Source organism: Bradyrhizobium sp. SZCCHNS1050 (assembly GCF_032484785.1).
Lineage (GTDB): Bacteria > Pseudomonadota > Alphaproteobacteria > Rhizobiales > Xanthobacteraceae > Bradyrhizobium.
Genome location: NZ_JAUETR010000001.1, coordinates 700,678 through 725,753 on the forward strand (window position 1 = coordinate 700,678; position 25,076 = coordinate 725,753).

25 protein-coding genes and 1 pseudogene are annotated in these 25,076 nt (G+C 64.6%); 18 read left to right on the forward strand and 8 right to left on the reverse strand.

Annotation, left to right across the window (positions count from 1 at the left end):
• The first annotated feature begins 10 nt into the window (after nt 1-10).
• Nucleotides 11-358 (forward strand): hypothetical protein, encoded by a 348-nt coding sequence (locus tag QX094_RS03345; protein ID WP_315713205.1) that lies wholly within the window; start codon nt 11-13, stop codon nt 356-358.
• A gap of 30 nt (nt 359-388) precedes the next feature.
• On the opposite strand, the gene QX094_RS03350 is transcribed toward QX094_RS03345, so the two are convergent.
• Nucleotides 389-601, reverse strand: a complete 213-nt coding sequence (locus tag QX094_RS03350; protein WP_315713207.1) for a hypothetical protein — start codon at nt 599-601, stop codon at nt 389-391.
• 214 nt (nt 602-815) lie between these two features.
• Between QX094_RS03350 and QX094_RS03355 the strand changes: the two genes are divergently transcribed.
• The gene (locus QX094_RS03355) at nt 816-1,124 is read left to right on the forward strand and encodes an EthD family reductase (protein ID WP_315713209.1); all 309 of its coding nucleotides are present in this window, start codon (nt 816-818) and stop codon (nt 1,122-1,124) included.
• A gap of 149 nt (nt 1,125-1,273) precedes the next feature.
• Here the strand turns inward: QX094_RS03355 and pqqA are convergent, their stop codons facing one another.
• Both pqqA and QX094_RS03365 read right to left on the reverse strand, forming a co-directional pair.
• Nucleotides 1,274-1,354: a pyrroloquinoline quinone precursor peptide PqqA gene (gene pqqA, locus QX094_RS03360; RefSeq protein ID WP_009031067.1), complete on the reverse strand. Its 81-nt coding sequence runs from the start codon at nt 1,352-1,354 to the stop codon at nt 1,274-1,276.
• A 217-nt stretch (nt 1,355-1,571) separates the two neighbouring features.
• Complete coding sequence (locus QX094_RS03365) at nt 1,572-1,964, reverse strand: hypothetical protein (RefSeq protein WP_315713211.1); 393 nt, start codon at nt 1,962-1,964, stop codon at nt 1,572-1,574.
• A gap of 264 nt (nt 1,965-2,228) precedes the next feature.
• On the opposite strand from QX094_RS03365, the gene QX094_RS03370 reads away from it, so the two are divergent.
• Genes QX094_RS03370 through QX094_RS03380 form a run of 3 tightly spaced genes read left to right on the forward strand, consistent with a single transcriptional unit; the run spans nt 2,229 to nt 5,195 of the window.
• The gene (locus QX094_RS03370) at nt 2,229-3,893 is read left to right on the forward strand and encodes a methanol/ethanol family PQQ-dependent dehydrogenase (RefSeq protein WP_315752807.1); all 1,665 of its coding nucleotides are present in this window, start codon (nt 2,229-2,231) and stop codon (nt 3,891-3,893) included.
• Nucleotides 3,894-3,918: 25 nt separating this feature from the next.
• A complete protein-coding gene (locus tag QX094_RS03375) occupies nt 3,919-4,260 on the forward strand; it encodes a cytochrome c (RefSeq protein ID WP_315825195.1) in 342 nt (113 codons plus the stop codon).
• Nucleotides 4,260-5,195, forward strand: a complete 936-nt coding sequence (locus QX094_RS03380) for a transporter substrate-binding domain-containing protein (RefSeq protein WP_315713644.1) — start codon at nt 4,260-4,262, stop codon at nt 5,193-5,195. The genes QX094_RS03375 and QX094_RS03380 overlap by 1 nt, the downstream gene beginning before the upstream one ends.
• Nucleotides 5,196-5,215: 20 nt before the next feature.
• On the opposite strand, the gene QX094_RS03385 is transcribed toward QX094_RS03380, so the two are convergent.
• Nucleotides 5,216-6,163 (reverse strand): helix-turn-helix domain-containing protein, encoded by a 948-nt coding sequence (locus QX094_RS03385; RefSeq protein WP_315713217.1) that lies wholly within the window; start codon nt 6,161-6,163, stop codon nt 5,216-5,218.
• A gap of 406 nt (nt 6,164-6,569) precedes the next feature.
• Here QX094_RS03385 and xoxF5 point away from each other — a divergent pair, with 406 nt between their 5' ends.
• The 7 genes and pseudogenes from xoxF5 to QX094_RS03420 all read left to right on the forward strand — a co-directional run.
• A complete protein-coding gene (gene xoxF5 / locus QX094_RS03390) occupies nt 6,570-8,375 on the forward strand; it encodes a lanthanide-dependent methanol dehydrogenase XoxF5 (protein WP_315713218.1) in 1,806 nt (601 codons plus the stop codon).
• Between the two features lie 132 nt (nt 8,376-8,507).
• Nucleotides 8,508-8,987: a c-type cytochrome, methanol metabolism-related gene (locus tag QX094_RS03395; RefSeq protein WP_315713645.1), complete on the forward strand. Its 480-nt coding sequence runs from the start codon at nt 8,508-8,510 to the stop codon at nt 8,985-8,987.
• A gap of 78 nt (nt 8,988-9,065) precedes the next feature.
• Nucleotides 9,066-10,175: an S-(hydroxymethyl)glutathione dehydrogenase/class III alcohol dehydrogenase gene (locus QX094_RS03400; RefSeq protein WP_315713220.1), complete on the forward strand. Its 1,110-nt coding sequence runs from the start codon at nt 9,066-9,068 to the stop codon at nt 10,173-10,175.
• Between the two features lie 33 nt (nt 10,176-10,208).
• A complete protein-coding gene (gfa, locus tag QX094_RS03405) occupies nt 10,209-10,772 on the forward strand; it encodes an S-(hydroxymethyl)glutathione synthase (protein ID WP_315713222.1) in 564 nt (187 codons plus the stop codon).
• A gap of 360 nt (nt 10,773-11,132) precedes the next feature.
• A complete protein-coding gene (locus QX094_RS03410) occupies nt 11,133-11,585 on the forward strand; it encodes a (2Fe-2S)-binding protein (protein ID WP_315713224.1) in 453 nt (150 codons plus the stop codon).
• 2 nt (nt 11,586-11,587) lie between these two features.
• A complete protein-coding gene (locus tag QX094_RS03415) occupies nt 11,588-13,921 on the forward strand; it encodes a xanthine dehydrogenase family protein molybdopterin-binding subunit (RefSeq protein ID WP_316183912.1) in 2,334 nt (777 codons plus the stop codon).
• A gap of 105 nt (nt 13,922-14,026) precedes the next feature.
• Nucleotides 14,027-14,350, forward strand: a pseudogene (locus tag QX094_RS03420) (amidase); the annotation flags it as partial.
• An 8-nt stretch (nt 14,351-14,358) separates the two neighbouring features.
• On the opposite strand, the gene ccoG reads toward QX094_RS03420, so the two are convergent.
• Together ccoG and QX094_RS03430 are read right to left on the reverse strand one after the other, a co-directional pair.
• On the reverse strand, nt 14,359-15,840 hold the full coding sequence (ccoG, locus tag QX094_RS03425; RefSeq protein WP_316174183.1) for a cytochrome c oxidase accessory protein CcoG: 1,482 nt from the start codon (nt 15,838-15,840) through the stop codon (nt 14,359-14,361).
• A gap of 354 nt (nt 15,841-16,194) precedes the next feature.
• Nucleotides 16,195-16,989, reverse strand: coding sequence for a fumarylacetoacetate hydrolase family protein (locus tag QX094_RS03430; protein ID WP_315752802.1), 795 nt, complete (start codon nt 16,987-16,989; stop codon nt 16,195-16,197).
• A 959-nt stretch (nt 16,990-17,948) separates the two neighbouring features.
• Here QX094_RS03430 and QX094_RS03435 point away from each other — a divergent pair.
• Nucleotides 17,949-18,563, forward strand: a complete 615-nt coding sequence (locus QX094_RS03435; RefSeq protein WP_315752801.1) for a heme-binding protein — start codon at nt 17,949-17,951, stop codon at nt 18,561-18,563.
• Between the two features lie 270 nt (nt 18,564-18,833).
• Here QX094_RS03435 and QX094_RS03440 read toward each other — a convergent pair whose 3' ends face one another.
• Both QX094_RS03440 and QX094_RS03445 read right to left on the reverse strand, forming a co-directional pair.
• Nucleotides 18,834-19,610: a cyclase family protein gene (locus tag QX094_RS03440; RefSeq protein WP_315713232.1), complete on the reverse strand. Its 777-nt coding sequence runs from the start codon at nt 19,608-19,610 to the stop codon at nt 18,834-18,836.
• A 50-nt stretch (nt 19,611-19,660) separates the two neighbouring features.
• Complete coding sequence (locus QX094_RS03445; protein WP_315752800.1) at nt 19,661-20,650, reverse strand: fumarylacetoacetate hydrolase family protein; 990 nt, start codon at nt 20,648-20,650, stop codon at nt 19,661-19,663.
• Between the two features lie 99 nt (nt 20,651-20,749).
• Between QX094_RS03445 and QX094_RS03450 the strand changes: the two genes are divergently transcribed.
• From QX094_RS03450 to QX094_RS03470, 5 genes are read left to right on the forward strand one after another with little or no spacing between them, the layout of a single operon-like run.
• Entirely contained in the window at nt 20,750-21,685 is a 936-nt protein-coding gene (locus QX094_RS03450) for an ABC transporter substrate-binding protein (RefSeq protein ID WP_315752799.1), read from the forward strand.
• A complete protein-coding gene (locus tag QX094_RS03455; protein ID WP_315752798.1) occupies nt 21,685-22,383 on the forward strand; it encodes a GntR family transcriptional regulator in 699 nt (232 codons plus the stop codon). Before QX094_RS03450 ends, QX094_RS03455 begins: the two co-directional genes overlap by 1 nt.
• Nucleotide 22,384: 1 nt before the next feature.
• Nucleotides 22,385-23,188 (forward strand): ABC transporter ATP-binding protein, encoded by an 804-nt coding sequence (locus QX094_RS03460; RefSeq protein ID WP_315752797.1) that lies wholly within the window; start codon nt 22,385-22,387, stop codon nt 23,186-23,188.
• Nucleotides 23,185-23,952 carry an ABC transporter permease gene (locus QX094_RS03465; RefSeq protein ID WP_315752796.1) on the forward strand — a complete coding sequence of 256 codons (768 nt, stop codon included), beginning with the start codon at nt 23,185-23,187 and terminating at the stop codon, nt 23,950-23,952. The genes QX094_RS03460 and QX094_RS03465 overlap by 4 nt, the downstream gene beginning before the upstream one ends.
• Nucleotides 23,949-24,716 carry an ABC transporter permease gene (locus tag QX094_RS03470; protein ID WP_315752795.1) on the forward strand — a complete coding sequence of 256 codons (768 nt, stop codon included), beginning with the start codon at nt 23,949-23,951 and terminating at the stop codon, nt 24,714-24,716. The genes QX094_RS03465 and QX094_RS03470 overlap by 4 nt, the downstream gene beginning before the upstream one ends.
• Nucleotides 24,717-25,076 lie beyond the last annotated feature (360 nt).

The following is a 25,076-nucleotide window of genomic DNA, read 5'->3' on the forward strand; positions in this document are numbered from 1 at the left end:
GGAAAACGCCATGAGACGCGCATTCGCCGTGACGGCGATCATTCTGTTCGGCATCCCGCTCGCGGCCGCCGCGCAAAGCAAGGGCATCCGGCTCTGGAATCTGACCACCGCCACGATGACCGGCTTTCAGCTCTCGCCGGCCGGCCAAAACAATTGGGGACCGAATCAGACGCTGAACGACAAGGACAAGGAGCTCGATCACGACGAACGGCTGAAGCTCACCGGAGTCGAGCCTGGGCGCTACGACGCCAAGGTGAGCTATGCCGGAGAGCGGCAGTGCATTGTTCGCGGCCTCGAGATCAAGGCCGACGCCGTGGTTTCGGTCGCCGACAAGGACCTCAAGGAGTGCACGAAGTAAGCAGCCAGCGTGCCGACGGCCAAGCCGGCCTCAGGCCTTGTCGTTGCTGTGGGGATATTCGCAGCGCCATCGCACTGCAGTCCATTTCGGGTGCTCGCCGATCCACTGGGCGATGTAGGGCGGCGCCTTCATCGCGCATTGCTGCAGCGAGGCACCGCCATCCGCGAAAACGAGATGCTGCTCCTCGCAGGTGGCCGGAGACAGGACTGCGCAGACGGTGATGACGAGATCGATGGAGCTCATGGCTCGTTGTCCTTCGATAAGCCTGAAACAGCTTAACTGAAACTACGACATCCGGCTGCATCAGTTTCTCCTCGCGCAACAAATTATGCAGCGGAACCAAGGCTGGAACGACTATCCCTGGGCGAATCCGCCCCTGACGCTTGATCCGAACCGGCAGATCGGCTGCAATGGAAGCGGTCGATCGACCTCAAAAGAGCGAATGCGGAGGAAGCAGATGCCCAAGGTTCTCGTACTCTACAAGACCCCCAAGAGCGCCGAGGCGTTCGACAAACACTATATGAACGTCCATGTGCCGCTGGCGAAGAAGATTCCCGGTCTGAAGAGCTACGATATCAGCCGGGGCCCGGTGAATGGGCCGGCGGGAGCCACCAACATCCACCTCGTTGCCACCCTGATATTCGATTCGATGCAGGCGCTGCAGGCGGGAATGGGCTCTGCCGAAGGCAAGGCGGCGGCGGGCGATCTGCCCAACTTCGCCGATGGCGGCGTCGACCTGTATATCTTCGACACGCAGGACGTTTGATCGTCACCAACGTTCGGCGGTGTGCCCGTCATACCCGATCGGCCGAGAGGCCGGTCGCCGGGACGATCTCGCGGACCGTCCATCGAATGGATCCGCCAAGCCAGTCAGAAGCGAATTGCGCTCCTCGTGGCTTGGCAGATCGCTACGCGTTACTTGCGCGCAGCACAGGCGTACATGTTGATTTCCATGCCAACCGGCACTTCGACGATCTTCGGTGTCTTCCAGGCCATTTCAAGCTCCCAAGTTCGACTATCATTGACTGACGCATTTCTCGCGCCAACATCGAAGCTAGGACCGCATCGGGGGGAACGCAAGGCTCCACAACCGTGGAGCATTTCCCCAGCGGTTGTCGATCGATTGAATGAAACAAAATCCAGCCGCCTGGCTGGACGCCGTTCCGCCTCAATCCTCGTAGGACGTTGCCCCTGAGCGGGACGGCATCTTCCCTCACGCACCGCCCGGCTGCACGTAGCAGAACACATACCGATTGCGGCTCAGGAAGATGATGCCGTGCCCCGTCGGATTTCCCCTGTCCCACTTCAGCTTGTGATCGGGGACCTCGATCTCGGTACCGACATCGATATGCGGGCGGCCACGCGGCTCATCGGGACGGTCATCGGTAATGATGACATAGGTCTTGCCGTCGCGGACATGGATCTCATCGGCAAAGTAGGCGTCGGCCTCACCGCAGCACGATGCCGTCGGCACGTCGGGCTGCATCAGCGCCTCGTACCATTGACGCAATGCAGGATCGACCGCTCCCCACTGACCGAGATCACGCGCACTCGCACTCACCCAAAGGCAACAAAGCATGCCGAGCCAAAGGATGGTTCGTCTCATCCGCCCACTCCTCTGTTATCCCGGCATGATGCGGCGAAGCAATGTTTGTGCCGCAACGCAACATCGGAGCGGTGCGATCATGCCGACCCAGATCCGCGAGCAGAGACAACGGGGATCGGCTGCTCTGTCCCGATCGAACGAGGACGGCTTCCCGATGCGCAGAGGGCGGTTGCCACCTTTTCGTATTGACGGTTCCCGATTTCGAGCGGAGTGTTGTGCCCGCAGCGTCAGGATAGGCGCGCATAAAAATCTCGGAGGAAATGAATGAAGCGGATCGCGCTGGCCGCAGGCCTCGCTATTTTTGCATCACATGGTGCAAGCGCGCAGAGCGCCGATCAGTTGGTCAAGGGTGCAACTGATACGGCGAACGTTCTCAACTACGGCATGGGCTACAATCTGCAGCGGTTCAGCCCGCTCACCCAGATCAACAAGGACAACGCCAAGAACCTGGTGCCGGTCTGGAACTACAGTTTCGCCGATGACCGCAGTGAGGAGTCGCAGCCGCTGGTGTACCAGGGCGTGCTCTACGTCACGACCCACAATGCGACGATGGCCGTCGACGCCAAGACCGGCAAGCAGATCTGGAAAAGCAAGATCGACTATCCCGCCGAGACGCCGCGCGTGGTCTGTTGCGGCATCATCAATCGCGGCGCCGCGCTGTACGACGGCAAGGTGTTCCGGACCACGCTCGATGCCAACGTGATTGCGCTCGATGCCAAGACCGGCAAGGAACTGTGGCGTCAGAAGGCCGCTGACATCAAGGAAGGCTACTCGATGACCGTCGCGCCGCTGGTCGCCGACGGCGTCGTGTTGACTGGCATCTCCGGCGCCGAGTTCGGCACCCGCGGCTTCATCGATGGTTGGGATCCGGCGACGGGCAAGCATTTGTGGCGCACACACACGGTCCCAAGCCCGGATGAACCCGGCGGCGACACCTGGAAGGGCGACACCTGGAAGCTGGGCGGCGGCTCGACCTGGATCACCGGCTCCTACGATCCCGAGCAGAACACCGTGTTCTGGGGCGTCGGTAATCCCGGACCGTTCAACGCGGCGGTGCGCCCGGGCGACAACCTCTACACCTGCTCGGTGCTCGCGCTCGATCCGAAGACCGGCAAGATGAAGTGGCACTTCCAGTTCTCGCCGAACAATCCATTCGACTACGACGCGGTCGCGGAGATGGTGCTCGCCGACATGAACGTCGAGGGTAAGCAGACCAAGGTGCTGATGAACGCCAACCGCAATGGCTTCTTCTATGTGCTCGATCGCACCAATGGGAAGCTGCTCGCGGCCAACCCCTATGTGAAGGTGAACTGGGCCTCCAGCATCGACCTGAAGACGGGCAAGCCCGTCGAGACCGATGTGACGCGCGATGCCCGCGAGGGCAAGAAGGTCACGGTCTATCCGTCGATTCTCGGCGGCAAGAACTGGGAGCCGATGTCGTTCAATCCGCAAACCGGGTTGGCCTACGCCAACACGCTCGTGTTCGGCGGCCACTACAAGACCGAGCCTGCGACCTACAAGGCCGGCGAGTGGTACCTGGGCATGGACCTGACGGATCTGTGGGATTGGCCGGAAGGGCCACGCGGTCAGCTCAAGGCCATCGATCCGATGACCGGCAAGACCAAGTGGGAGCAGCCGAGCGACATCCCGCGCTTCTCCGGCGTGCTGTCCACGGCAGGCGGCGTGGTATTCTCGGGCAAGCTGACCGGCGAGTTCGAGGCTTTCGACGCCGACAGCGGCAAGAAGCTGTGGCAGTTCCAGACCGGCTCCGGCATCGAAGGCCAGCCCGTCACCTGGCAGCAGGATGGCGTGCAGTATGTCGCCGTCACCTCAGGCTACGGCGGCGTCTACTCACTGTTCTCCGGTGACGAGCGCCTCGCCAACGTTCCGGCAGGCGGCTCGCTGTGGGTCTTCGCGGTCAAGAACTGAGTGCGGATTGCCCGTGAGACAGAACATGTTCATGAAAGCGGCGGCGGCCTTCGCCGCCGTCGTGGCGATGTCGGCCGTCCTGTCGACGACTGCCCTCGCCCAACAACAAGATGGCAGCGCCGCACATAGCCAGGTGGACATCGGCAAGACGACGTTCGCTCAGAAGTGCTCGCACTGCCACGGCCCCAACATGGTGAACTCCGGCACGGTGACGCCCGACCTGCGTCGGTTTCCCGATGACCAGCCTCGTTTCGTCACCACGGTGAAGCAGGGCAAGAACGGTCGCATGCCGCCCTGGGGCGACATTCTCAGCGATGACGAGATCACCGCGCTGTGGGCCTATGTCTCGAGCCGGAGAGCGCAGTGATGCGCCATCTCTGCCGTTGGCTGACTGCCTTGATGATCTCGACAGTGTCGTCAGCCGCCTTAGCCGCTGACGACGTGCTGCGCATCTGCCTTGACGAAAATCTTCCGCCGCTCTCGGTCCATCATCGTGGCAAGCCCGGCAACGGTTTCGACGTCCTGCTCGGTCAGGCAATCGCCGACCGCCTTGGCAGAAAGCTCGAGATCCAGTGGTACGAAAGCAAATTGGACGAAGATTCCAGTCCAGCGCTGGAGGCGAACGCACTGCTCTCGGACGGACGCTGCTCGCTGCTCGGCAGCTATGCGTTCACCCAGGACGGATTGGTCGCGCCCGGCGTCAAGACAGCCAAGCTGCCGGACTTCGATGGCGCCACCCGCGACGACCGCCGCCGCCGCGTTCCGCTCGGCACGCTGATGCCGAGCAAGCCATACATGTTCTCAACACTGACCGTCGTTCTCGGACCTTCCGCGAAACAGCGCCCGATTACCGACATCGGCGACCTGGCAGGGCTGCGGCTGGCAATCGAGAGCGGCACGTTGGCGGATGCAATCCTGATGACGTTCGACAAGGGACGGCTGATCGACGACATCACGCATTTGATTCCCGCGCGGGATGATCTGCTCGGGGCGCTCGAACAGGGCAAGTTCGATGCGACCCTGCTCGATGGCAGACGTTTCGATGCGTATCGGGCGGCTCATCCCGACACCAGGCTCGGCGGGTCGGGCTACAGCTATCCGATCGGCGTGAACCGCGGTTATGTCGGGCTGACCAGTTCGGCCGAACTCATCGCATCGGTCGACAAGGCCTTGACGGAACTCGACGCTTCCGGGGCCCTGGCGAATCTCGGTCGGTCCGCCGGACTGACCTACCTTCCACCGCGCGAGCCGGTGATTCTCGGTGATGCATTCCAGAGGATCATCCGGAGCGGCGCACGCTAGCGCGGCTACCTCACGACCGCTCAGCGGGCCGCAGTCTTATGAACCGACGACGGCACGACGCCGAAATATTTGCGGAAGACACGGCTGAAGTGCGACGAACTCGAAAAACCCCACGAGAACGCGACATCAGTGATGGTCTTGCCGCTCTGCGTCTCCAGTTCCTGCCGGCAATGCTGAAGCCGGGCCCGCCAGATGTAGTCGCTGACCGTCATGCCACGGTCGCTGAACACCATGTGAAGGTAGCGCTTGGTGCACCCCAGAGCCGCCGAAATCTGATCGATGCACAGATCGGGATCGCGCAGATGCTCGCGGATGAAGGCTTGAGCGCGGATATAGACCGCCTCAGGTCCCGCCCGATCCAGCATTCGATCGGCTTCACGCAGCGGCAAGAGCAACAGATCGATGAGCGATTCGGCGACGCTGACGGCCGAGTTGGGCGAAAGCCGGGTCGCCTCATCGAACGCGGCATGGGTGACATCATGCGCAATCCGACCGGTCCCGCTCCGCGCAGACAGCTTGTATGCAGGCATCTTTTCCGACCGGAAGCCGCGCTCCTGCAATAGCTCCTTCGGCACGATCACGACGTCATGGCGGGTCAGCGCGGGGCTGATGATGGTGTGCGGTAACGAGACGTCATAGGCGAGACAATCGCCCGGGCCGATCTCGATCTGGCGGCCATCCTGCTCGAAATAGGACGTTCCATAGGTCTGGAACAAGATCTTGATGTAGGGATGTGCGGCCTTTTGCGCACGCGCATAGGTATGCGCAATACGGTGCTGGCTGGCCTCGATCTGGCAGAGCTTCAGGCGCGACACCGTCGTGAAATTGATGCGCCCCTCGAACGAGGCCCCCTCCAGCGGATCGACATCGAAACGTCCGCACAGGTCGGTCAGTGCATCTGACCAACGCTGGATCTGGCTCTTCGGTGAGAATCCCGAAGTATTAAGCGAGCGGATCGTGTCGGACATGTTTCATCCACCGATTCATGATCGAAACGCAACGGGTCCGCCGCCGGACGGCGAACGAGACTGTAGCAAGATTGCTCCCATTTTAAGGCCGCGACTTTCGCGGCGCACTTCGTTCCATAACTTCCCTCGCATGATCCTCCGCCTTCGTCTCTGTAAGGTCAAGGGAAACGTCAACCTTCGGTGGAACCGCGGTGCTGTAAATTGATGCTCCGCAGCAAGAATGGCGCTCATGTTGCGGACCAGCAAAGCAAAATCTCCTTCAAAAACTTCTATTCGCTTCACTCTTGAGCAAGCTCTTTTCTCTTTTGGGCAAGTTTCCCGGTCAGGAAGTGGATAATCAATGATGCCGAAAACGAATACTGGGCCGCGTGCTGCGGAACCTCAGTTGAACCCGGGAGGAAAGACGATGCGAAGAGTGCTACTCGCAACATGTCTGACGTCAGTCGCGGCGCTTGCCGCGGGTGGCGCGTGGGCCAGTGAAGAGCTGGTCAAGATGTCGGCCAACCCGAAGGACTGGGTGATGCCGGCGGGAGACTACGCCAATACGCGTTACTCCAAGCTCAATCAGATCAACGCTCAGAACGTCGGCAAGCTGCAGGTCGCGTGGACCTTCTCCACCGGCGTGCTGCGCGGCCACGAAGGCGGACCGCTCATCATCGGCAACTTGATGTATGTGCATACGCCGTTCCCGAACAAGGTGTATGCGCTCGATCTCGCGCAGGACAACAAGATCGTCTGGAAGTACGAGCCCAAGCAGGATCCGAACGTCATTCCGGTGATGTGCTGCGACACCGTCAACCGCGGCGTCGCCTATGGGGACGGCAAGATCTTCCTGCATCAGGCCGACGACAAGCTGGTGGCGATCGACGCCAAGACCGGCCAGCACGTCTGGACCGCCGTCAATGGCGATCCGAGCAAGGGACAGACCGGAACCTCGGCTCCGCTCGTGGTGAAGGACAAGGTGTTGGTCGGCACGTCCGGCGGCGAGTTCGGCGTCCAGTGCAGCATGACCGCTTACGATATCAAGAGCGGCAAGCAGGTCTGGAAGGCGTACTCCGAAGGTCCGGATGACCAGATCCTGTTCGACGCCAACACCACGGCGCTCGGCAAGCCGGTCGGCAAGGACTCGAGCCTGAAGACCTGGCAAGGCGATCAGTGGAAGACCGGCGGCGGCTGCACCTGGGGCTGGATCTCCTACGATCCGCAGCTCGACATGGTCTATTACGGGTCGGGCAATCCCTCGACTTGGAATCCGAAGCAGCGTCCCGGCGACAACAAGTGGTCGATGACGATCTTCGCCCGCCATGCCGACACCGGCGTCGCGAAGTGGGTCTATCAGATGACGCCCCACGACGAGTGGGACTATGACGGCGTCAACGAGATGATCCTGTCCGACCAGTCCATCAACGGCCAGCCGCGCAAGCTGCTCACGCACTTCGATCGTAACGGCCTCGGCTATACGCTCGACCGTGCCACGGGCGAGCTGCTCGTTGCCGAGAAGTTCGACCCGAAGGTGAACTGGACCACCGGCGTCGACATGGACAAGAACTCTGCAACCTACGGCCGTCCCAAGGTCGTCGATCAGTACTCGACCGACAAGCAGGGTGAGGACGTCAACACCAAGGGCATCTGCCCGGCGGCGCTGGGCACCAAGGACGAGCAGCCGGCGGCCTACTCGCCGGATACGCAACTGTTCTACGTGCCCACCAACCATGTCTGCATGGACTACGAGCCCTTCAAGGTGAGCTACACCGCAGGTCAGCCCTATGTCGGCGCAACCCTGTCGATGTATCCGCCGGCGGGTGAGACCCATATGGGCAACTTCATCGCCTGGGACGGCAAGACCGGCAAGATCGCCTGGTCGAACAAGGAGCCGTTCTCGGTGTGGTCTGGTGCGCTCGCGACGGCTGGCGGCGTGGTGTTCTACGGAACGCTCGAAGGCTACCTCAAGGCGGTCGATGCCAAGACGGGCAAGGAGCTCTACAAGTTCAAGACCCCGTCCGGCATCATCGGCAACGTCACGACCTACGAGGCAGGCGGCAAGCAGTATGTCGCCGTGCTCTCGGGTGTCGGTGGCTGGGCCGGCATCGGTCTCGCGGCGGGCCTGACGGATCCGACCGCCGGTCTCGGTGCGGTCGGCGGCTACGCAGCGCTGAGCAACTACACCGCCCTGGGCGGCGCGCTCACCGTGTTCTCGCTCCCGCAGCAGTGAGCTAGGCACCTGCTTCCGGCGCATGGATCTCGTCCATGCGCCGGTTCGCCTGCCCCAGAAAATTAAGGGAAGACGCCCTTGCGTAGAATCTGTTTTGCGGTCGCCACGGCTCTGTTCCTGGCAACCGGCGGGATGACTGTCGCCGAAAATGCCTGGGCGGAAAGTCCGGGAGATCCTGCGGCCGTCAAGTCCGAGGACGGGAAGTACTTCGATAAGGATGGCAATCCGACCTACAAGGTGGGCGCCGACGGATCGGTCGACTGGTACACCTACTCGGGATACCGCCGCTATCATTCCGAATGCCACGTCTGCCACGGGCCCGACGGCATGGGATCGACTTATGCGCCTGCGCTGAAGGACTCGGTCAAGACCATGAGCTACGGCGATTTCATCGGTGTCATCGCCAGCGGCCGCAAGAATGTCAGCACGTCCCAGGAGAACGTCATGCCGGCCTTCGGCGACAATCCGAACGTGGCCTGCTACATGGACGACCTCTACATCTACCTGCGCGCCCGCGGCAATGACGCGGTAGGACGCGTTCGCCCCGCCAAGCATGAGGACAAGCCGCCAGCCTATACGGAAGCGGAGAACTCCTGCATGGGCAAGAAATGACTGACGACGAGGACCGCGCCTGGCCAGTTTTCCTGGACAGGGTCGCGGGCCTGACAGACTGAAACAGGAGTTTGAGACATGAAGACGCGCGCCGCGGTCGCTTTCGAAGCCAAGAAGCCGCTGGAGATCGTCGAGGTTGACCTCGAAGGGCCGAAGGCCGGCGAGGTGCTGGTCGAGATCAAGGCTACCGGCATCTGCCACACCGATGCCTACACGCTCGACGGTTTCGACAGCGAGGGCATCTTCCCCTCGATCCTCGGCCATGAGGGCGCCGGCATCGTGCGCGAAGTCGGCCCGGGCGTGACCTCGGTCAAGCCCGGCGACCACGTCATTCCGCTCTACACACCGGAATGCCGCCAGTGCAAGAGCTGCCTCAGCCGCAAGACCAATCTCTGCACCGCGATCCGCGCCACGCAGGGCAAGGGCCTGATGCCGGACGGTACGTCGCGCTTCAGCTACAAGGGCCAGGCCATCTACCACTACATGGGCTGCTCGACCTTCTCCAACTTCACCGTGTTGCCGGAGATCGCAGTCGCGAAGATTCGCGAGGACGCGCCCTTTGACAAGAGCTGCTATATCGGCTGCGGCGTCACCACCGGCGTCGGCGCGGTCGTCAACACGGCGAAGGTCACGCCCGGCGCGAACGTCGTGGTGTTCGGCCTCGGCGGCATCGGGCTCAATGTCATTCAGGGCGCCAGGATGGCGGGGGCCGACAAGATCATCGGCGTTGACCTCAATGACAGCAAGGAGGAATGGGGCCGCCGCTTCGGCATGACCCATTTCGTCAACCCGAAGAAGGTGACCGGCGACATCGTCCAGCACCTGGTCGCGCTGACCGACGGCGGTGCCGACTACACCTTCGACTGCACCGGCAATACCACGGTGATGCGCCAGGCGCTGGAAGCCTGCCATCGCGGCTGGGGCGAATCGATCATCATCGGTGTCGCCGAGGCCGGCAAGGAGATCGCGACCCGCCCATTCCAGCTCGTCACCGGACGCGTCTGGAAGGGCACGGCGTTCGGCGGCGCGCGCGGGCGCACCGACGTTCCCAAGATCGTCGACTGGTACATGAACGGGAAGATCGAAATCGACCCGATGATCACCCACACGCTCAAGCTCGAAGACATCAACAAGGGCTTCGACCTGATGCATGAGGGCAAATCGATCCGTTCCGTCGTCGTGTTCTGACCCCAAGCACGCAAAACTGAGGAGGATTGCGCCATGACTGTCCACATCCATCCGTCCGTCGATAACGGCGTCAAACAGGGAAGCGGCCATTTCGCCGGCGGCACGCTGGTCTGCAAATGCCACGACCGGCCGGTCAAGGTCGGCATCAAGGGCGATGTCGCGCATAACCACGCGTGCGGCTGCACCAAATGCTGGAAGCCCTCCGGCGCGACCTTCTCGGTCGTTGCCGTGGTGCCGCGGCAGAACGTCACGGTGCTGGAGAACGGCGACAAGCTCAAGATCGTCGATCCCTCCGCCGTCATCCAGCGCTATGCCTGCACCGGCTGCGGCACGCATATGTATGGCCGCATCGAGAACACGGGCCACCCGTTCTACGGCCTCGACTTCATTCACCCCGAGCTGTTCCAGGAGCAGGGTTCGGCCGCGCCGGGCTTTGCGGCCTTCGTCTCCTCGGTGATCGAGTCGGGCGTGAAGCCGGAACAGATGGGCGAGATTCGGGCGCGATTGAAGGAGCTGGGGCTCGAGCCCTATGACTGCCTGTCGCCGGCCCTGATGGATGCGATTGCCACCCACGTGGCGAAAGCAAAGGCGGCCTGACGGCCGCCACGGACCAAGCGTACAACTGAAGCGTTCCTTCCTGAAGACTTGGTGCCTCGCCTGCCCCACGCCGGCGAGGCATTCTTTTTTTGTCGCGGCTTTGGTCAGGCGGCCGCCATTGTCGTCGGCGCATCGCCCATTGTTCCGTATTTGCATTGCAGCGGGCTGCACGCGCAGCGCTCGTCTGCTCTGACACCACACGCGCCTGTGTAGACCGATGCCTGTCCCGGTCTGCTATCATCAGTAGTCTTCCGACAACTCTCAATTGATCCGGCGCGTGCACGTAAGGACATGTGGTCCCGCGCGCGTCCACCAACGATCAGAACCAGCGACCATTGGTCCGACAGAGCGAGGGCGAACATGATCAAGGTGAAAATCAACGGACAGGAGCAGAGCTGGGATGGCGATCCGAGCCTGCCGCTGCTGTGGTATCTGCGCGACGAGCTGGGTTTGACCGGAACGAAATACGGGTGCGGCGCAGCGCTGTGCGGCGCCTGCACCGTGATGGTCGACAAGGAAGCGGCGCGCGCCTGCATCACCGCAGTATCGGATGTCGCGGGACGGGAGGTCACCACCATCGAAGGTCTGCATCCGACCGGAGATCATCCGGTGCAGAAGGCATGGCGGCAGGTCAACGTGCCGCAATGCGGCTTCTGCCAGGCCGGGCAGATCATGCAAGCGGCCGCACTCTTGAACGAGAATCCCAAACCGTCGCATGACCAGATCAGGGATGCGATGGCCGGCAACATCTGCCGCTGCGGCTGCTATCAGCGCATCGAGAATGCGATCCATCTGGCCTCGACGGGGGTGTGATCATGAACATCATCGCAAATCCCGACATCGCAAAGTCCGCTTCTCGCCGCGGCTTCGAGCGGCATCTCAAGGTCGAGAACGTCTCGCGCCGTACCATCCTGCAGACGCTGGGCCTCGCCGGCGGGTTCGTGCTCGCGGCTCCCTTGCTGTCGCGCCCGGCGTTTGCCGCCTATGAAACCGGCGCCGGCAAGATGCCGCACGGCACCGTGGTCGATCCCAAGGTTTTCGTTTCGATCGCCCCCGACGGCATCGTGTCGATCCTCGCCCACCGCTCCGAGATGGGCACGGGCGTGCGTACCAGCCTGCCGCTGATCGTGGCGGAGGAGATGGAAGCCGACTGGTCGCGCGTGCGCGTCGTGCAGGCCCCCGGCGACGAGGTGAAGTTCGGCAACCAGGATACCGACGGTTCGCGCAGCACGCGGCACTATCTGCTGCCGATGCGACAGATCGGCGCCATGGCGCGGGCGATGCTCGAAGCCGCGGCGGCCAAGCGCCTCGGCGTGCCGCCGAGCGAGGTGAAAGCCGTCAATCATGAGGTCGTGCACAGCGCCAGCGGCCGCCGCCTCGGCTTCGGCGAGCTCGCGGCCGATGCCGCCAGTCTGCCGGTGCCTGCGGTTGACACCGTGCAACTGAAATCGCCGAAGGACTTCCGCTATCTCGGCAAGGGTCAGGTCAGCATCGTCGATCTGCACGACATCACCGTCGGCAAGGCGCGCTACGGCGCCGATGTCCGCCTGCCCGGCATGAAATACGCGGTCATCGCCCGGCCGCCGGTGACCGGCGGCAAGGTCAAGTCGTTCGATCCGGCCGAGGCACTGAAGGTGCCCGGCGTCGAGCAGGTGATCGAGGTCAAGGGCTGGCCCTGGCCATCGAAGTTCCAGCCGCTTGGCGGCGTCGCGGTGATCGCGCGCAACACCGGCGCCGCGATCAAGGGCCGCGACGTGCTCAAGGTCGAGTGGGACGACGGCGCCAATGCGAGCTACGACTCTGTCGCCTATCGGGCCGAGCTCGAGGCCGCCGCGCGCCAGCCGGGCCTCGTCGTACGCGAGGAAGGCGACGTCGAGGCCGCGCTGAAGTCGGCCGACAAGGTGATCACCGGCGAGTACTACCTGCCGCATTTCGCCCATGCCAGCATGGAGCCGCCGGTCGCGGTCGCCGACGTCAAGGGCGACAAGGCCGAGATCTGGGCGCCTGTGCAGAGCCCCGGCGGCACGCACGAGGATGTCGCCAAGACGCTGCAGATCCCGCCGGAGAACGTCACCGTCAACGTCACCCTGCTCGGCGGCGGGTTCGGGCGGAAGTCAAAATGCGACTTCGCGCTCGAGGCTGCCCTGCTGTCGAAGACGCTGGGCGCACCGGTCAAGGTGCAGTGGACACGCGATGACGACCTCCATCACGATTTCCTGCACACCGTGTCGGTGGAGCGCATCGAAGCCGGGCTCGACAAGAGCGGCAAGGTGGTGGCCTGGCGCCACCGCAGCGTCGCGCCGACCATCCTGTCGACCTTCGCGGCGGGCGCCGATCATGCCGCGCCGTTCGAGCTCGGCATGGGCCTCGTCGACATGCCGTTCGAGATCGCCAACATCCAATGTGAGAATCCCGCCGCCAAGGCGATGACCCGCATCGGCTGGTTCCGCTCGGTCTCCAACATCCCGCGCGCCTTCGCCGTGCAATCGATGGTCGGCGAGATTGCCCATGCCACCGGCCGCGACCAGAAGGACACGCTGCTCGATCTGATCGGCACTCCGCGCGTCCTGAAGCTCGCCTCGGTGAAGGATCTCTGGAACTACGGCGAGCCCTACGAGAGCTATCCGATCGACACCGGCCGGCTGCGCCGCGTCGTCGAGTTCGTGGCCGAGAAGGGCAATTGGGGCCGCTCGGTGCCCAAGGGCCACGGCCTCGGCATCGCCGCGCATCGCAGCTTCGTCAGCTACATCGCCACCATCGTGGAGGTGTCGGTCGACGACAAGGGCAAGCTCGTGGTGCATCAGGTCGACACCGCGATCGACTGCGGCACCTTCGTCAACCCCGAGCGCATCGCCTCGCAGCTCGAAGGCGCCGCGATCATGGGGCTGAGCCTCGCCAAATATGGCGAGATCAGCTTCAAGAATGGCCGGGTGCAGCAGCGCAACTTCGACGACCATCCGGTGGTCCGAATCGACGAGGCGCCGCTGGTCACCAACGTGCACATCGTGCCCGTTGATGCCGACACGCCGCCGAGCGGCGTCGGAGAGCCGGGCGTGCCGCCATTCGCGCCGGCGCTCGCCAACGCGATCTTTGCCGCAACGGGCAAGCGCCTGCGCGCATTGCCGATCGGCAATCAGCTCGCGACCTGAGCTTGCAGCAATCAGCAGATCATCGGCCGGAGCGATCCGGCCGATGATCACGCCAGAAGAAGCAGGATCAGTCAGCGCCCGTAGCGCACCGAGGCATAGCGGCCGATCACGGCGGACGGCGAGGTTTGCATCACCGCGCTCGAGACCGGCGTCACCGGCACCTTCCGCCTCACCGTGCGCAAGGACATGGACATCACCTGGCCGTTCGCCGAGAACGCCACCCACCTGATGTCGATCGGCCTCGGCGAGGATCTCGATGACGCCGCCAAGCAGGCGGTGCGCGAGATGGTCAAGCACGTCTGCGCCCGCACCAACCTGTCGCGCAACCAGGCCTACATGCTGTGCTCGCTGGCCGGCAATCTGCGCGTCACCCAGCTGGTCGACGGCAACAAGGGCATCCACATGCTGCTGCCGAAATCCTATCTGTAGGCCCTCCTCTACCGGTTCACGAAGCGGTCGCGCGCGGTCAGCACGACCTGGCCGTTGGCATCGACCGCCTGGAAGGTGACATCGGCATCCACAGACTCGGGCATGGTCAGCGTCACCCGCAGCGCCTCCGAGCCGTCCGGCTCGACCTCGATCGCATCCGCCGCCGCATGGCCGACGATGGCGAGCGCCGCATCGATGCCGCTGATGCCGAGCCTGAAGCTCTGCACGGCGGACGACTTGTTGAGCAGCTTCACCGTGTAGCCGTTGCGCACCGAGCCATCCGACAGCCGCACCGACATCGGATCGCGATCATGCTGCACCGACAGCACGGCGGTCGTCTTCGTGACGAACGACACAGCGATCACGCCGGCCACAGCGACGCAGGCGAGCGCGAGCCCGATCGTCTTCGGCCGCACCAGCCGTGAGACACGTGGCTCGCCGACACGCCCACGCTCGATGTTGCGCCAGCTCTCGTAGTCGATCAGGCCGCGCGGACGGTCGAGCTTGGCCATCACGCCGTCGCAGGCATCGACGCAGAGGCCGCAATTGATGCAGGCGAAGCTCGGCCCCTGGCGGATGTCGATGCCGATCGGGCAGACGGCGACGCAGGCGCCGCAATCGACGCAATCGCCGGCCGGCAGCCCCTGCGACCGCGCCTCGGCGGCCTTCTTCGCCGACATCCGGGTCTCGCCGCGATAATCGCGATAGTTCACCGTGAAGGCTTCCGGATCCCAGATCGCGCCTTGAAGACGCGGCCACGGGCACATGAAGGTGCAGACCTGCTCGCGCGCGAAACCGGCGAGGCCATAGGTCGTGCCGGCGAACACCAAGGTCCAGGTCAGCGCTGTCGCCGACATCTCGCCATGCAGGACATCGCGCACCAGCTCCGGCGCATCGGTGAAGTAGAAGATCAAGGTGCCGCCGGTGCCGAGCGCGATCGCCATCCACAGCGCGTGCTTGGTGGCGATCTGTGCGATCCGCCGCGCCGTCAGCGGCGCGCCGACGTTCTTCAGCCGCTGCCGGCGGTCGCCCTCGACGAGGCGCTCGACCAGCAGGAAAAGGTCGGTCCACACCGTCTGCGGACAGGCGAAGCCGCACCACAGGCGGCCGGCCAGCGCGTTGACCAGGACGAGGATGAACGTCGCCAGCAGCATCGCCGCGGTGATGAGATAGAGATCCTGCGGCCAGATCTCGGCGGGGCCAAGATAGAGCTTTCCGTGGGCGAAATCGAGCAGCACGGCCTGGCCTGGCGCATTCGGCCCGCGGTTCCAGCGCACGAACGGCGTGATGTAGTAGACGGCGAGCGTCAGAACGAGAATCAGCCATTTCAGCCGCCGGATTGGCCCCTTGACGCCCTGCGGAACCACCGGGCCGCCAGCGCTGCGCAACGACCGTGCCGGGCCGCGGGCCTGACCCTGGCCCCTGCTTGGGCCCTGGCCCTGCGCCATGCGCCGCGTCTTGGCGTGATCGATCTCGATGGTGATGGCCACGGCTGCCCTCGTTCGCTCGGCTGATGCAGGGCAACGATAGGCGGCGGTGCCCGGCGGCTCTTTGTCGGGCCACAAACTTGCGAACGGCTGGCAGCGCCTGTTTGCGCGGGAACAACGATAGTTCCCGTCCGACAGGCGATGAGAGGCGCGGCGCCGCGAGCGCCACGGCGTCAGTCGCAGCATCCGGAGGGATGGCTGCGGCTGCCGCGCTTGTTGGATAGCGCGCGTAGCGACGCTCGCTGCTCGTCTCTCCCCGCGCGCGGGGAGAAGGCGCGTACCGGCATTGCGGCGGCGACGTCCGTTCCGATCGGCAGCGTCAACGTGCTGCACACGACGTGTGGTCCAGCCCCTCTCTCAAACGATCTTGATCGACATGTCCGGCAGGCCCTCGAGCTTGCACAAGAGCACGTCGCCCTTGACGACCGGGCCGACATTCTCCGGCGTGCCGGAATAGATGATGTCGCCGGCCTTCAGCTCGAACGCCTCGGACAGTTTCGCGATCTGCTCGGCGACGCTCCAGATCATCTTGGTGAGGTCGGAGTTCTGCCGGACCGTGCCGTTGACCGCGAGCGAGATCGCGCCCTTGGTGAAGTGGCCGACCTTCGCCACCGGATGGATCGGGCCGAGCACGGCGGCATGATCGAAACTCTTGCCGATCTCCCATGGCTTCTTCTCGGCGGCCATGCCGTTCTGCAGGTCACGGCGGGTCATGTCGAGGCCGAGCGCGTAGCCATAGACATGATCGAGCGCGGACTCGGCGGGAATGTTGGTGCCGCCGGATTTCAGCGCCGCGACCAGTTCGACCTCGTGATGATAGTTCTTGGTCAGCGACGGATAAGGATGATCGGCGACCTCGCCGATCGCGACGTTCTGGATCGCGTCGGTCGGCTTCTGGAAGAAGAACGGCGGCTCGCGGTTCGGATCGGAGCCGCGCTCGATGGCATGCGCCGCGTAGTTGCGCCCGATGCAGTAGATGCGGCGGACGGGGAACACGCCCTGCTCGCCGGCGATCGGAATGGTGGTCGCCGGCACGGCGAAGATCGGCTTCGGCCCGGCCTGTGCAGCGGCAGGGTAGGTGTCCGTCATGATCGCAGCCGCTGCCGCGGCGCTGCCGGCGACGAGGAGATCGCGGCGTGAGGTGTCTGCCATGGGGTTCCTCCTGGATCAGCCGTTGCGGCCGGCTGATTTGTTGGTGGTGGCGCGCCAGCATCGGCGCCCCGCTCAACTGATAAGCATATCCAGTATGCCAGCGCCACCATGCGCGCACGCGCCGTCGCCCTCGCAGCGCAACACGCGCCCGAAGCGATGCTCGAGACCCTCGCCGGAAACGCGAGGGCGCAGGGAAGGCCGGACCTCGACTGAGGCCCGTGGCCCGCCTGCGGAAAAATGCAGGCGGCAGGAACCACAGGTTCAGCCGGACAGACCCGGCCTTCCCTGCGCGATGGGTGAACGTCTGCTCCGAGCTCTCCCCGGGGACCGGCTTGTTTGCCCCCGTCACCTGCGCAACCCGTCAGGTCGGCATCAGGCTTGGCGCCAGCATCGGGGCGCCAGGACCACACGGCTTGAACGTCCGCGAGCTGACAGTCGTCTTGCGCAAAAGCGCCTGACAGACCCGCGGCCACCGCTCCCCGCCTCAACGTATCGTGACGACGCGTACGCCCCTCTGCATGAGGCGGGATGGAGGGAGGAGAGCACATCTTCCGATAAAACGAAAGTTGGAAATTTTTACGCCGAGATCTGGACAGAGGCGATCGCGCTGAGCGCGCTGCGGAATTTTCGTTTTCGGCGCAGGCACGATCTGGATCATGAGAGGGGTTGCGGGGCGGCGCATCTTGTCGCGCCCGAGCCCGAGTCGCCCGACGGGCATGCACCGCCATCGGCACGCGCGTAGCCCGGATGAGCGCAGCGACATCCGCGGGTCCCCTACGCCTCGTGCGATCCCGGATATCGCTGCGCTCATCCGGGCGACGCTACAGTCGGGCGTCGAAGGACGACCGCAGGCGGGCAGCCGGCACGTGATCTGCCGGACCTTCGCTCGCGTTTCCTCGTTATTCAAACCTGACGGCGCAACCGCGATGACCGAGCCGACACCACCGAGGAGACGCCGCATGCTGATCTGGCTCGCAGGCGCCACCGTGCTTGTCCTCGCCGGCGCCGCCATTGCCGCAGGGCCGCTCATGAGCCGGGTCGAACATCCCAGATACGACGTCGTTTCGCGCGATGGCGACTTCGAAATCCGCGCCTATGCACCGATGATCATCGCGCAGGCCGAGGTGCAGGGCGCGCGCAAGCCGGCGATCGAGGAAGGCTTTCGCATCATCGCCGGCTACATTTTCGGCGCCAACCGTGCGAAAGCCAAGATCGCGATGACGGCACCGGTGCAGCAGCAGGCCAGCGCCACCATCGCGCCCGCCGATGGCGTCGCCAGCGACCGCTGGAGCATCAGCTTCGTGATGCCCTCGAACTGGTCGCTCGACACTCTGCCGCCGCCGGCCGATGCCCGGATCAAGCTGACGGCCCAGTCTGCGCAGCGCATGGTCGCGATCACCTTTTCGGGCTCCACCTCCGACGGCATCATCGCTGACAAGACTCGCCAACTGCGCGACTACGCGCAGCGCAAGGGGCTGACCGTCACCGGATCGCCGCTGCTCGCGTTCTACAATCCGCCCTGGACCCTGCCGATGCTGCGGCGGAACGAGGTCATGCTGGCGTGTAGTTGCTAAAGCGAGATGAGAGAGAGCGGCCTGATTTTGTAGTTAAGGTCGGCTCGCAACTGTCACCACGACGCGCAACGAGCTCCCTCTCTGGCTTTGCCGAGCCCTCTCCTCGGTCATTCCGGGGCGCGCGCAGCGCGAACCCGGAATCCATCCTTCAGCACGTCGCGCGGCTCGATGGATTCCGGGCTCGTCGCGCTGGCGCGCGCCGCCCCGGAATGACGCGAAGATCAAACGCGCCAGAACCCATGTCGTGACTTCAATCGGAGATTAGCCGCCTCACCCCTCGATGATCGCCACCGCCCGCGTCCATCCGGCCGAGGCGCGCTCGATCTTGACCGGGAAACACGACACCATGAACCCCGTCGACGGCAGTTGCTCCAGATTGTGCAGCTTCTCAAGATGGCAATAGCCGATGTGGCGTCCGGCCTTGTGGCCTTCCCAGATCAGCGCGGCATCGTGGGTCTCGGCGTATCTCTGCGCGGTGAACACGAACGGCGCGTCCCAGCTCCAGCCGTCGGTGCCGGTCAGGCGCACGCCGCGCTCGAGCAGATACATCGTCGCCTCATAGCCCATGCCGCAGCCCGAATTGACGTAGTTGGCCTGGCCGAAGCGCGCGCCGGCCGAGGTATTGACCACGACGATCTCGAGCGGCGACAGCGTGTGGCCGATGCGCTTGAGCTCATCCTCGACATCCCTCGCGGTCACCACATAGCCGTCCGGGAAACGACGGAAGTCGAGCTTCACGCCCGGCTGCAAACACCACTCCAGCGGCACCTCGTCGATGGTCCAGGCGCGCTCGCCGCGATTCATCGTCGGATGAAAATGCCAGGGCGCATCGAGATGCGTGCCGTTGTGGGTCGAAAGATTCACCTGCTCGACCGCCCAGCCCTGCCCGTCCGGCAGATCCTCGGCTTTCAGCCCGTCGAAGAACTGCAGCATGCGCGGCAGGCCCTGCTGATGGTCGATATAGGTGATGGTCGGATGATTGCCGGGCGGATCGGCGGGCACGTCGTTCTGCAAGGGCACGGAGATGTCGATCAGTCTGCGGGCCATGGGCGGTCCTCTCGCTTTGTCGTTATTGGTTGTTGTCGTCGGCAGCAGGATCAGACGTCCTGCCGCTCGACCTTGTTCTTCAGGATGCCGATCTTCTCGACCTCGAGCTCGATCACGTCGCCATGTTCGAGATACCAGCCGAGCTCGAGACCGCAGCCGTTGCCGACGGTGCCCGAGCCGATGAACTCGCCGGGCATCAGGGTCTCGTCCTTGCTGATATAGGCGATCAGCTCCTCGAACGAAAATAGCATGCCCTCGCTGACGCCACGCGAGCGGACCTCGCCGTTGACCCGCGCCTCCATCTTCAGGCGATAGGGATCGCCGATCTCGTCGGGGGTCACGATCCACGGCCCCATCACGTTGCCGCCGTCAAAGCTCTTGCCTTTGGAGGGGCCGAGCCGGCCGTCCATCTCGATGCGCTGCGTGTCGCGCGCGGAGAAGTCGTTGAAGATCGTGAAGCCGAAGATGTGATCGCGCGCCTTCGCGGCCGGAATATCCTTGCCTTTGCCCCTGGTGATGATGCCGAACTCCAGCTCATAGTCCATCACCTTGCTGTAGCGCGGCCATTTCACCGTCGTGTTCGGGCCACGCACGCTGAAGCGGTTGGTGATGTAGAAGATCGGGACCTTGCGATAGACCTCGGGCAATTCGCCGAGCGGCTCGGCATCGATGCGCGCGAGCTCCTGCGCGTCGCCGCGCTGCCGCGCCGCGAGCTTTCGCTGGCCGCGCGGCGCCTGCAGGATGTGCAGCGGAAACGACATGCCGTCGCGCATCTGCCGCGGCTCCGGCACCGGGGCCAGCAGCTCGGTGCCGCCGACGTCGCGCGAGAGGCTTTCGTCGCTGCCATGGCGCTCGACCAGCGCGCGTGCTGCGTCGAGCGCGGCTTCGCCGGCATCGATCAACGACAGCATCGAGCCGAACGCCGGATTGCTCTTGCCAGCACGATCGGCGGCCGCGGTGAGGTCGAAAAGCTTGGAATCGCCGCCATGGACGACGCCGATCCGCTCCCCGCCTTCCGCCCGAAATGTCGCAAGTTTCACGCTGGCCTCCCCTTGTGTTCTGTCTAAAAATATACAAACATATAAAATATCGATAAACAAGAGGCGTCCGAGAGACGGGCGCCCGGGGAGGAGTCAAGGATGCGTCATCGGATCATCAGTGCTGCGCTCGGATCGGTGCTGGCCACGCTTGTGCTCACATCTGCGACACGCGCGGAGAAGATCCAGATCGGCTGCACCGCCACCTCGGACTGCGCCTCGGCGATGGTCGCGGTCGATGAGGGTCTCTTCAAGAAGCACGGGCTCGACGCAGAGATGGTGCTGATCGGGATCAACTCGAACATCCCCGCCGCCATCCTCTCCAACTCGATCCAGATCGGCGGGCCGACATCGACCGTGTTCCTCCAGGCCGCCGACGGTGGGCTCGACCTCGTCGCGGTCTCCGGCGCCTCGATCATGAACAAGACCTCGAACGATGCGGTCGCCGCCTTCGTGCGCAACGGCATCACCATCACTGGGCCGCAGGACTTCAAGGGCAAGAAGGTCGGCGCCCCCGGCATCGGCGCCTTCCTGCACGTGCTGTTCGTGAAATGGCTGGTCGAGAAGGGCGTCGATCCACGAAGCGTCAACTTCGTCGAGGTGACGTTTCCGACTATGGCCGACACCATCAAGTCGGGCGGCGTCGATGCGGTGCTGACGGCCGAACCGTTCGTGACGCGCATGACCAATGCCAGCCTCGGCACGGTCGGCGCGCGCTACGCCGCCGAACTCGCCCGCACCGAGCCGATCATCTTCTATGCGGCCTCGCGCGAATGGGCCGAGAAGAACCCGGAGACGGTGAAGAAATTCCGCGCCGCCATCGCGGAGGCCGCCCCAATCGTGAACAATGATCGTGAGAAGGCCTCGGCCGCCATCGCCAAATTCACCAAGCAGCCGCTGGAGTTGGTCAAGCTGACGGCGCCGAACTACGCCGAGCCGGTGCTGAAGCCCGAGCAGCTGGCGTGGTGGATCGACGTGATGTCGGCGCAGAAGATGTTGCAGAGCAAGCTCGATCTCAAGACATTGATCCTCAACTGATGACGGCAACGAACCCGATCCTGCAGACTGAGCCGACGAGCGGCGACACGCTCAGCGAGCGCGCCGCCGCCCTGATCGAGCGCGACATCGTCGCCGGCATTCTGGCCCCCGGCTCGCGTCTGGGGATCGTCGAGCTTGCCAAGCGCTACGAGATCGGGCCGACGCCGCTGCGCGAGGGGCTGTCGCGGCTGGTGTCGCGCGGCCTGATCGTCGGCATCGGCCAGCGCGGTTTTCGCGTCGCCGAGGTCAGCCGCGACGATCTCGTCGACATCACGCGCATGCGCACTGTCGTAGAGAAAGAGGCGCTGCGGCTGGCGATGCAGAGCGGCGACGACCAATGGGAGGCCGGCATCATCGCCGCGCTCCATCAGATGCGCCGCTACATCCAGCGCATGCAGAGCGAGTTCCGCGAAGGCGCGCCGGAGTTCGATCGCTTGCACAAGGCGTTTCACACCGCGCTGCTGGCGGCCTGCGGATCACGGCGCCTGCTTGCCGCTCATTCGGATCTCTACGACCAGGCCTATCGCTACCGCCGCGTGATGATGCGCAGCTTCGAGGATGGCAGCGGATTCATCAAGGAGCACGAGACGCTCGCCGACCTCGTGCTCGCGCGCAATGCCGCCGCGGCCCAAGCGCGGCTTGAGGCACATCTGTGCTCGACCGTCGATATCGTCTATCCGCATCCGAAGGGAGCCTGAGATGGCAGAGCCTGCCCTCGCATTGGTGCAATCATCTCCCTCGCCTGCGCGCGCGCAGATCGCCTTCGACGATGTCGCGCTGGTGCTCGGCGGCAAGACGATCATCGACACGATCAGCCTGGAGGTCGCATCTGGCGAGATCCTGTGCGTGGTCGGCGCCTCCGGCTGCGGCAAGACCACGGCGCTGCGGCTGGCGGCCGGGCTGTACCAGCCGACCGGCGGCAGCGTGCGCTTCGAGGGCGAGGCGATGCGCGCGCCGCGGCGCGAGATCGCCGTCGTGTTCCAGGACTATGGCAAGGCGCTGCTGCCGTGGCGCACCGCCGCCGGCAACATCTCGCTGGCCTTGGAGACGATCGGAATGCCCTCCGCACAGCGCGAGGCGCGCATCGCCGAGTTGCTCGCCAAGGTCGGGCTCGCCGGCCATGCGGCCAAATATCCGACCGAGATGTCGGGCGGCATGCAGCAGCGGCTGCAGATCGCGCGCTGCCTCGCGCAGGATCCGAAGGTGCTGCTGATGGATGAGCCGTTCGGCGCGCTGGACGCGATGACGCGCCAGGGACTGCAGGACGAGATGCTGGCGCTGGTGGCGGCGACCGGCGCCACCGTCGTGTTCGTCACGCATGATCTCGAGGAGGCGATCTATCTCGGCGACCGCGTGGTCGGCCTGCTGCCGCATCCCGGCCGCGTCGGCCTGGAATTGAAGATCGGCCTGCCGCGGCCGCGCGACCAGTTGGCGACGCGCGAGCATCCGGAGTTCCTGCGGCTGCGGCGCGAGTTGTTCGACTTCATCAAGGCGAGCGAATGACGATGCCGGATCGCATCAAGCCCGCGCTGCTGCCGTTCGCGGCACTGCTCGTGTTCGAAGCCTGGATGCGGCTCGCCGGCGTGCAGAGCGACTCGCTGGCGCCGCCGAGCGCGATCGCGCTCGCCTTGCTGGGCGCGCTGACCGACGGCTCGCTGCTGGCGGCGACGCGCGACACGCTCGCCTCGGTGTTCGCCGGCCTCGCGCTCGGCGGCACCATCGGCCTCGTGCTGGGCATCGCGCTCGGCCTGTCGCCTATCTTCAACCGGCTGATGGAGGTCACGATCGAGGCGATCAGGCCCATTCCTTCAGTGGCGCTGCTGCCGATCGCGCTGATCGCGCTCGGCTTCGGCTATCGCATGGAGATCGCGATCGTCGCCTTTGCCTGCGTCTGGCCGGTGCTGATCGTGACGCGTGCCGCGGTGGGCGGCATCGAGCCGCGGCTGATCGAGGTGGCGCGCGTGCTGCGGCTGACGCAGCGCGATCGCATCAGGAAGATCGTCATCCCCGCCGCCCTGCCCCGCATCTTTCTGGCGTTCCGGCTCGCCGCCGGCATCGCGCTGATCGTCGCGGTCACGGTGGAGATCGCGATCAACCCGCTCGGCCTCGGCGCCGCCATCATGACCGCGCAGCAGGCGTTGCGGCCCGATCTGATGCTGGCCTATCTGGTATGGATCGGCGTGACCGGGTTTGCGCTCAATACCGCGCTGATGGCTGCACAACAAAGCTTGTTCGAGCGCGCGGCCGCGATGGGAGACCCCGCATGAAGTGGTCGGTCGCCGCCTGGCGCCTCGCCAGCTTCGCCGTCGCCGCCGGCATCATCGTGCTGTGGCAGTGCGCCGCCGATCAGCGGCTGATATCACCGGTGTTTCTTCCCAGCCCCGACCGCGCCTGGGCGGCGCTGCTGCGCGGCTTCACGAGCGGCGATCTCCTGACCAAGCTCACGGGCACCCTCACGCATATGGCCTATGGCTGGCTGCTCGCCTCCGCCGCCGGCATCGCGCTCGGCGCCATGATCGGCTCCTCGAAGGCGATGCGCATCTACGTCGCACCGACCCTGGAGCTGCTGCGGCCGCTGCCGGTCTCAGCGATCATTCCTGTCGCCATCGCCGTTCTTGGACTGAGCCAGGGCATGGCGCTGTTCGTGATCGCGTTCGGCTCGCTGTGGCCGCTGCTGCTCGGGACGATCCACGGCTTCGCCGCGGTCGAACCACGACTCTACGAAGTCGCGCGGGTGCTGCACATGTCGCGGCTCGCCGTGATCTTCAAGATCGCGCTGCCATCGGCGGCACCCGACATCCTCGCCGGCATGCGGCTGAGCCTCACGGTCGCGCTGATCCTCGCCGTCGTCTGCGAGATGCTCGCCGGTCTCGACGGCCTCGGCCAATGGGTGCTGCTGTCGGCGCGCTCGTTCCGCTCGGCGGATCTGTTTGCCGGCGTGATGCTGCTCGGAATCATCGGCTACACGACCGCGCTCGCGATGGGCGCGGCCGAGAGCCGGCTGCTGCGCTGGCAGCACGCGCGGCGCTGAGGCTCCGGTCGCACGCGCCCGGTCGGCGACGCGGCGTGGGGCGATCTCGATCTCACACTGTCGCGGAGATATCACCGGCTTGGAGGAGCGCGACTGGACCGAACGCCCATGGGGCCGATTGCGGGGGCCAGAGCACCACCCCACCCCCCTGAAAGAAAGAGGCCGCCGACACACGAAGTGCAGGCGGCCCAAGTCCAGGGAGGAAACGCCCCAAGAAGGGCTAGTTTTTACTTACTAGATCAGGAGAGTCGTGGGTATCCGGATGATACCGGAGGTTGTCATCGCGCTGACGGGTTCCATATCCCGACCGAGATACCGCCAGGTTACGCCGCCTGACGCTCCTCATACCCAACAAATTCC

What these genes read in the sequence shown, in the direction of transcription:
- QX094_RS03345 (WP_315713205.1), top strand. Translation starts at nt 11, where the DNA reads ATGAGACGCGCATTCGCCGTGACGGCGATCATTCTGTTCGGCATCCCG.
- QX094_RS03350 (WP_315713207.1), bottom strand. Translation starts at nt 601, where the DNA reads ATGAGCTCCATCGATCTCGTCATCACCGTCTGCGCAGTCCTGTCTCCG.
- QX094_RS03355 (WP_315713209.1), top strand. Translation starts at nt 816, where the DNA reads ATGCCCAAGGTTCTCGTACTCTACAAGACCCCCAAGAGCGCCGAGGCG.
- pqqA (WP_009031067.1), bottom strand. Translation starts at nt 1,354, where the DNA reads ATGGCCTGGAAGACACCGAAGATCGTCGAAGTGCCGGTTGGCATGGAA.
- QX094_RS03365 (WP_315713211.1), bottom strand. Translation starts at nt 1,964, where the DNA reads ATGAGACGAACCATCCTTTGGCTCGGCATGCTTTGTTGCCTTTGGGTG.
- QX094_RS03370 (WP_315752807.1), top strand. Translation starts at nt 2,229, where the DNA reads ATGAAGCGGATCGCGCTGGCCGCAGGCCTCGCTATTTTTGCATCACAT.
- QX094_RS03375 (WP_315825195.1), top strand. Translation starts at nt 3,919, where the DNA reads ATGTTCATGAAAGCGGCGGCGGCCTTCGCCGCCGTCGTGGCGATGTCG.
- QX094_RS03380 (WP_315713644.1), top strand. Translation starts at nt 4,260, where the DNA reads ATGCGCCATCTCTGCCGTTGGCTGACTGCCTTGATGATCTCGACAGTG.
- QX094_RS03385 (WP_315713217.1), bottom strand. Translation starts at nt 6,163, where the DNA reads ATGTCCGACACGATCCGCTCGCTTAATACTTCGGGATTCTCACCGAAG.
- xoxF5 (WP_315713218.1), top strand. Translation starts at nt 6,570, where the DNA reads ATGCGAAGAGTGCTACTCGCAACATGTCTGACGTCAGTCGCGGCGCTT.
- QX094_RS03395 (WP_315713645.1), top strand. Translation starts at nt 8,508, where the DNA reads ATGACTGTCGCCGAAAATGCCTGGGCGGAAAGTCCGGGAGATCCTGCG.
- QX094_RS03400 (WP_315713220.1), top strand. Translation starts at nt 9,066, where the DNA reads ATGAAGACGCGCGCCGCGGTCGCTTTCGAAGCCAAGAAGCCGCTGGAG.
- gfa (WP_315713222.1), top strand. Translation starts at nt 10,209, where the DNA reads ATGACTGTCCACATCCATCCGTCCGTCGATAACGGCGTCAAACAGGGA.
- QX094_RS03410 (WP_315713224.1), top strand. Translation starts at nt 11,133, where the DNA reads ATGATCAAGGTGAAAATCAACGGACAGGAGCAGAGCTGGGATGGCGAT.
- QX094_RS03415 (WP_316183912.1), top strand. Translation starts at nt 11,588, where the DNA reads ATGAACATCATCGCAAATCCCGACATCGCAAAGTCCGCTTCTCGCCGC.
- QX094_RS03430 (WP_315752802.1), bottom strand. Translation starts at nt 16,989, where the DNA reads ATGGCAGACACCTCACGCCGCGATCTCCTCGTCGCCGGCAGCGCCGCG.
- QX094_RS03435 (WP_315752801.1), top strand. Translation starts at nt 17,949, where the DNA reads ATGCTGATCTGGCTCGCAGGCGCCACCGTGCTTGTCCTCGCCGGCGCC.
- QX094_RS03440 (WP_315713232.1), bottom strand. Translation starts at nt 19,610, where the DNA reads ATGGCCCGCAGACTGATCGACATCTCCGTGCCCTTGCAGAACGACGTG.
- QX094_RS03450 (WP_315752799.1), top strand. Translation starts at nt 20,750, where the DNA reads ATGCGTCATCGGATCATCAGTGCTGCGCTCGGATCGGTGCTGGCCACG.
- QX094_RS03455 (WP_315752798.1), top strand. Translation starts at nt 21,685, where the DNA reads ATGACGGCAACGAACCCGATCCTGCAGACTGAGCCGACGAGCGGCGAC.
- QX094_RS03460 (WP_315752797.1), top strand. Translation starts at nt 22,385, where the DNA reads ATGGCAGAGCCTGCCCTCGCATTGGTGCAATCATCTCCCTCGCCTGCG.
- QX094_RS03465 (WP_315752796.1), top strand. Translation starts at nt 23,185, where the DNA reads ATGACGATGCCGGATCGCATCAAGCCCGCGCTGCTGCCGTTCGCGGCA.
- QX094_RS03470 (WP_315752795.1), top strand. Translation starts at nt 23,949, where the DNA reads ATGAAGTGGTCGGTCGCCGCCTGGCGCCTCGCCAGCTTCGCCGTCGCC.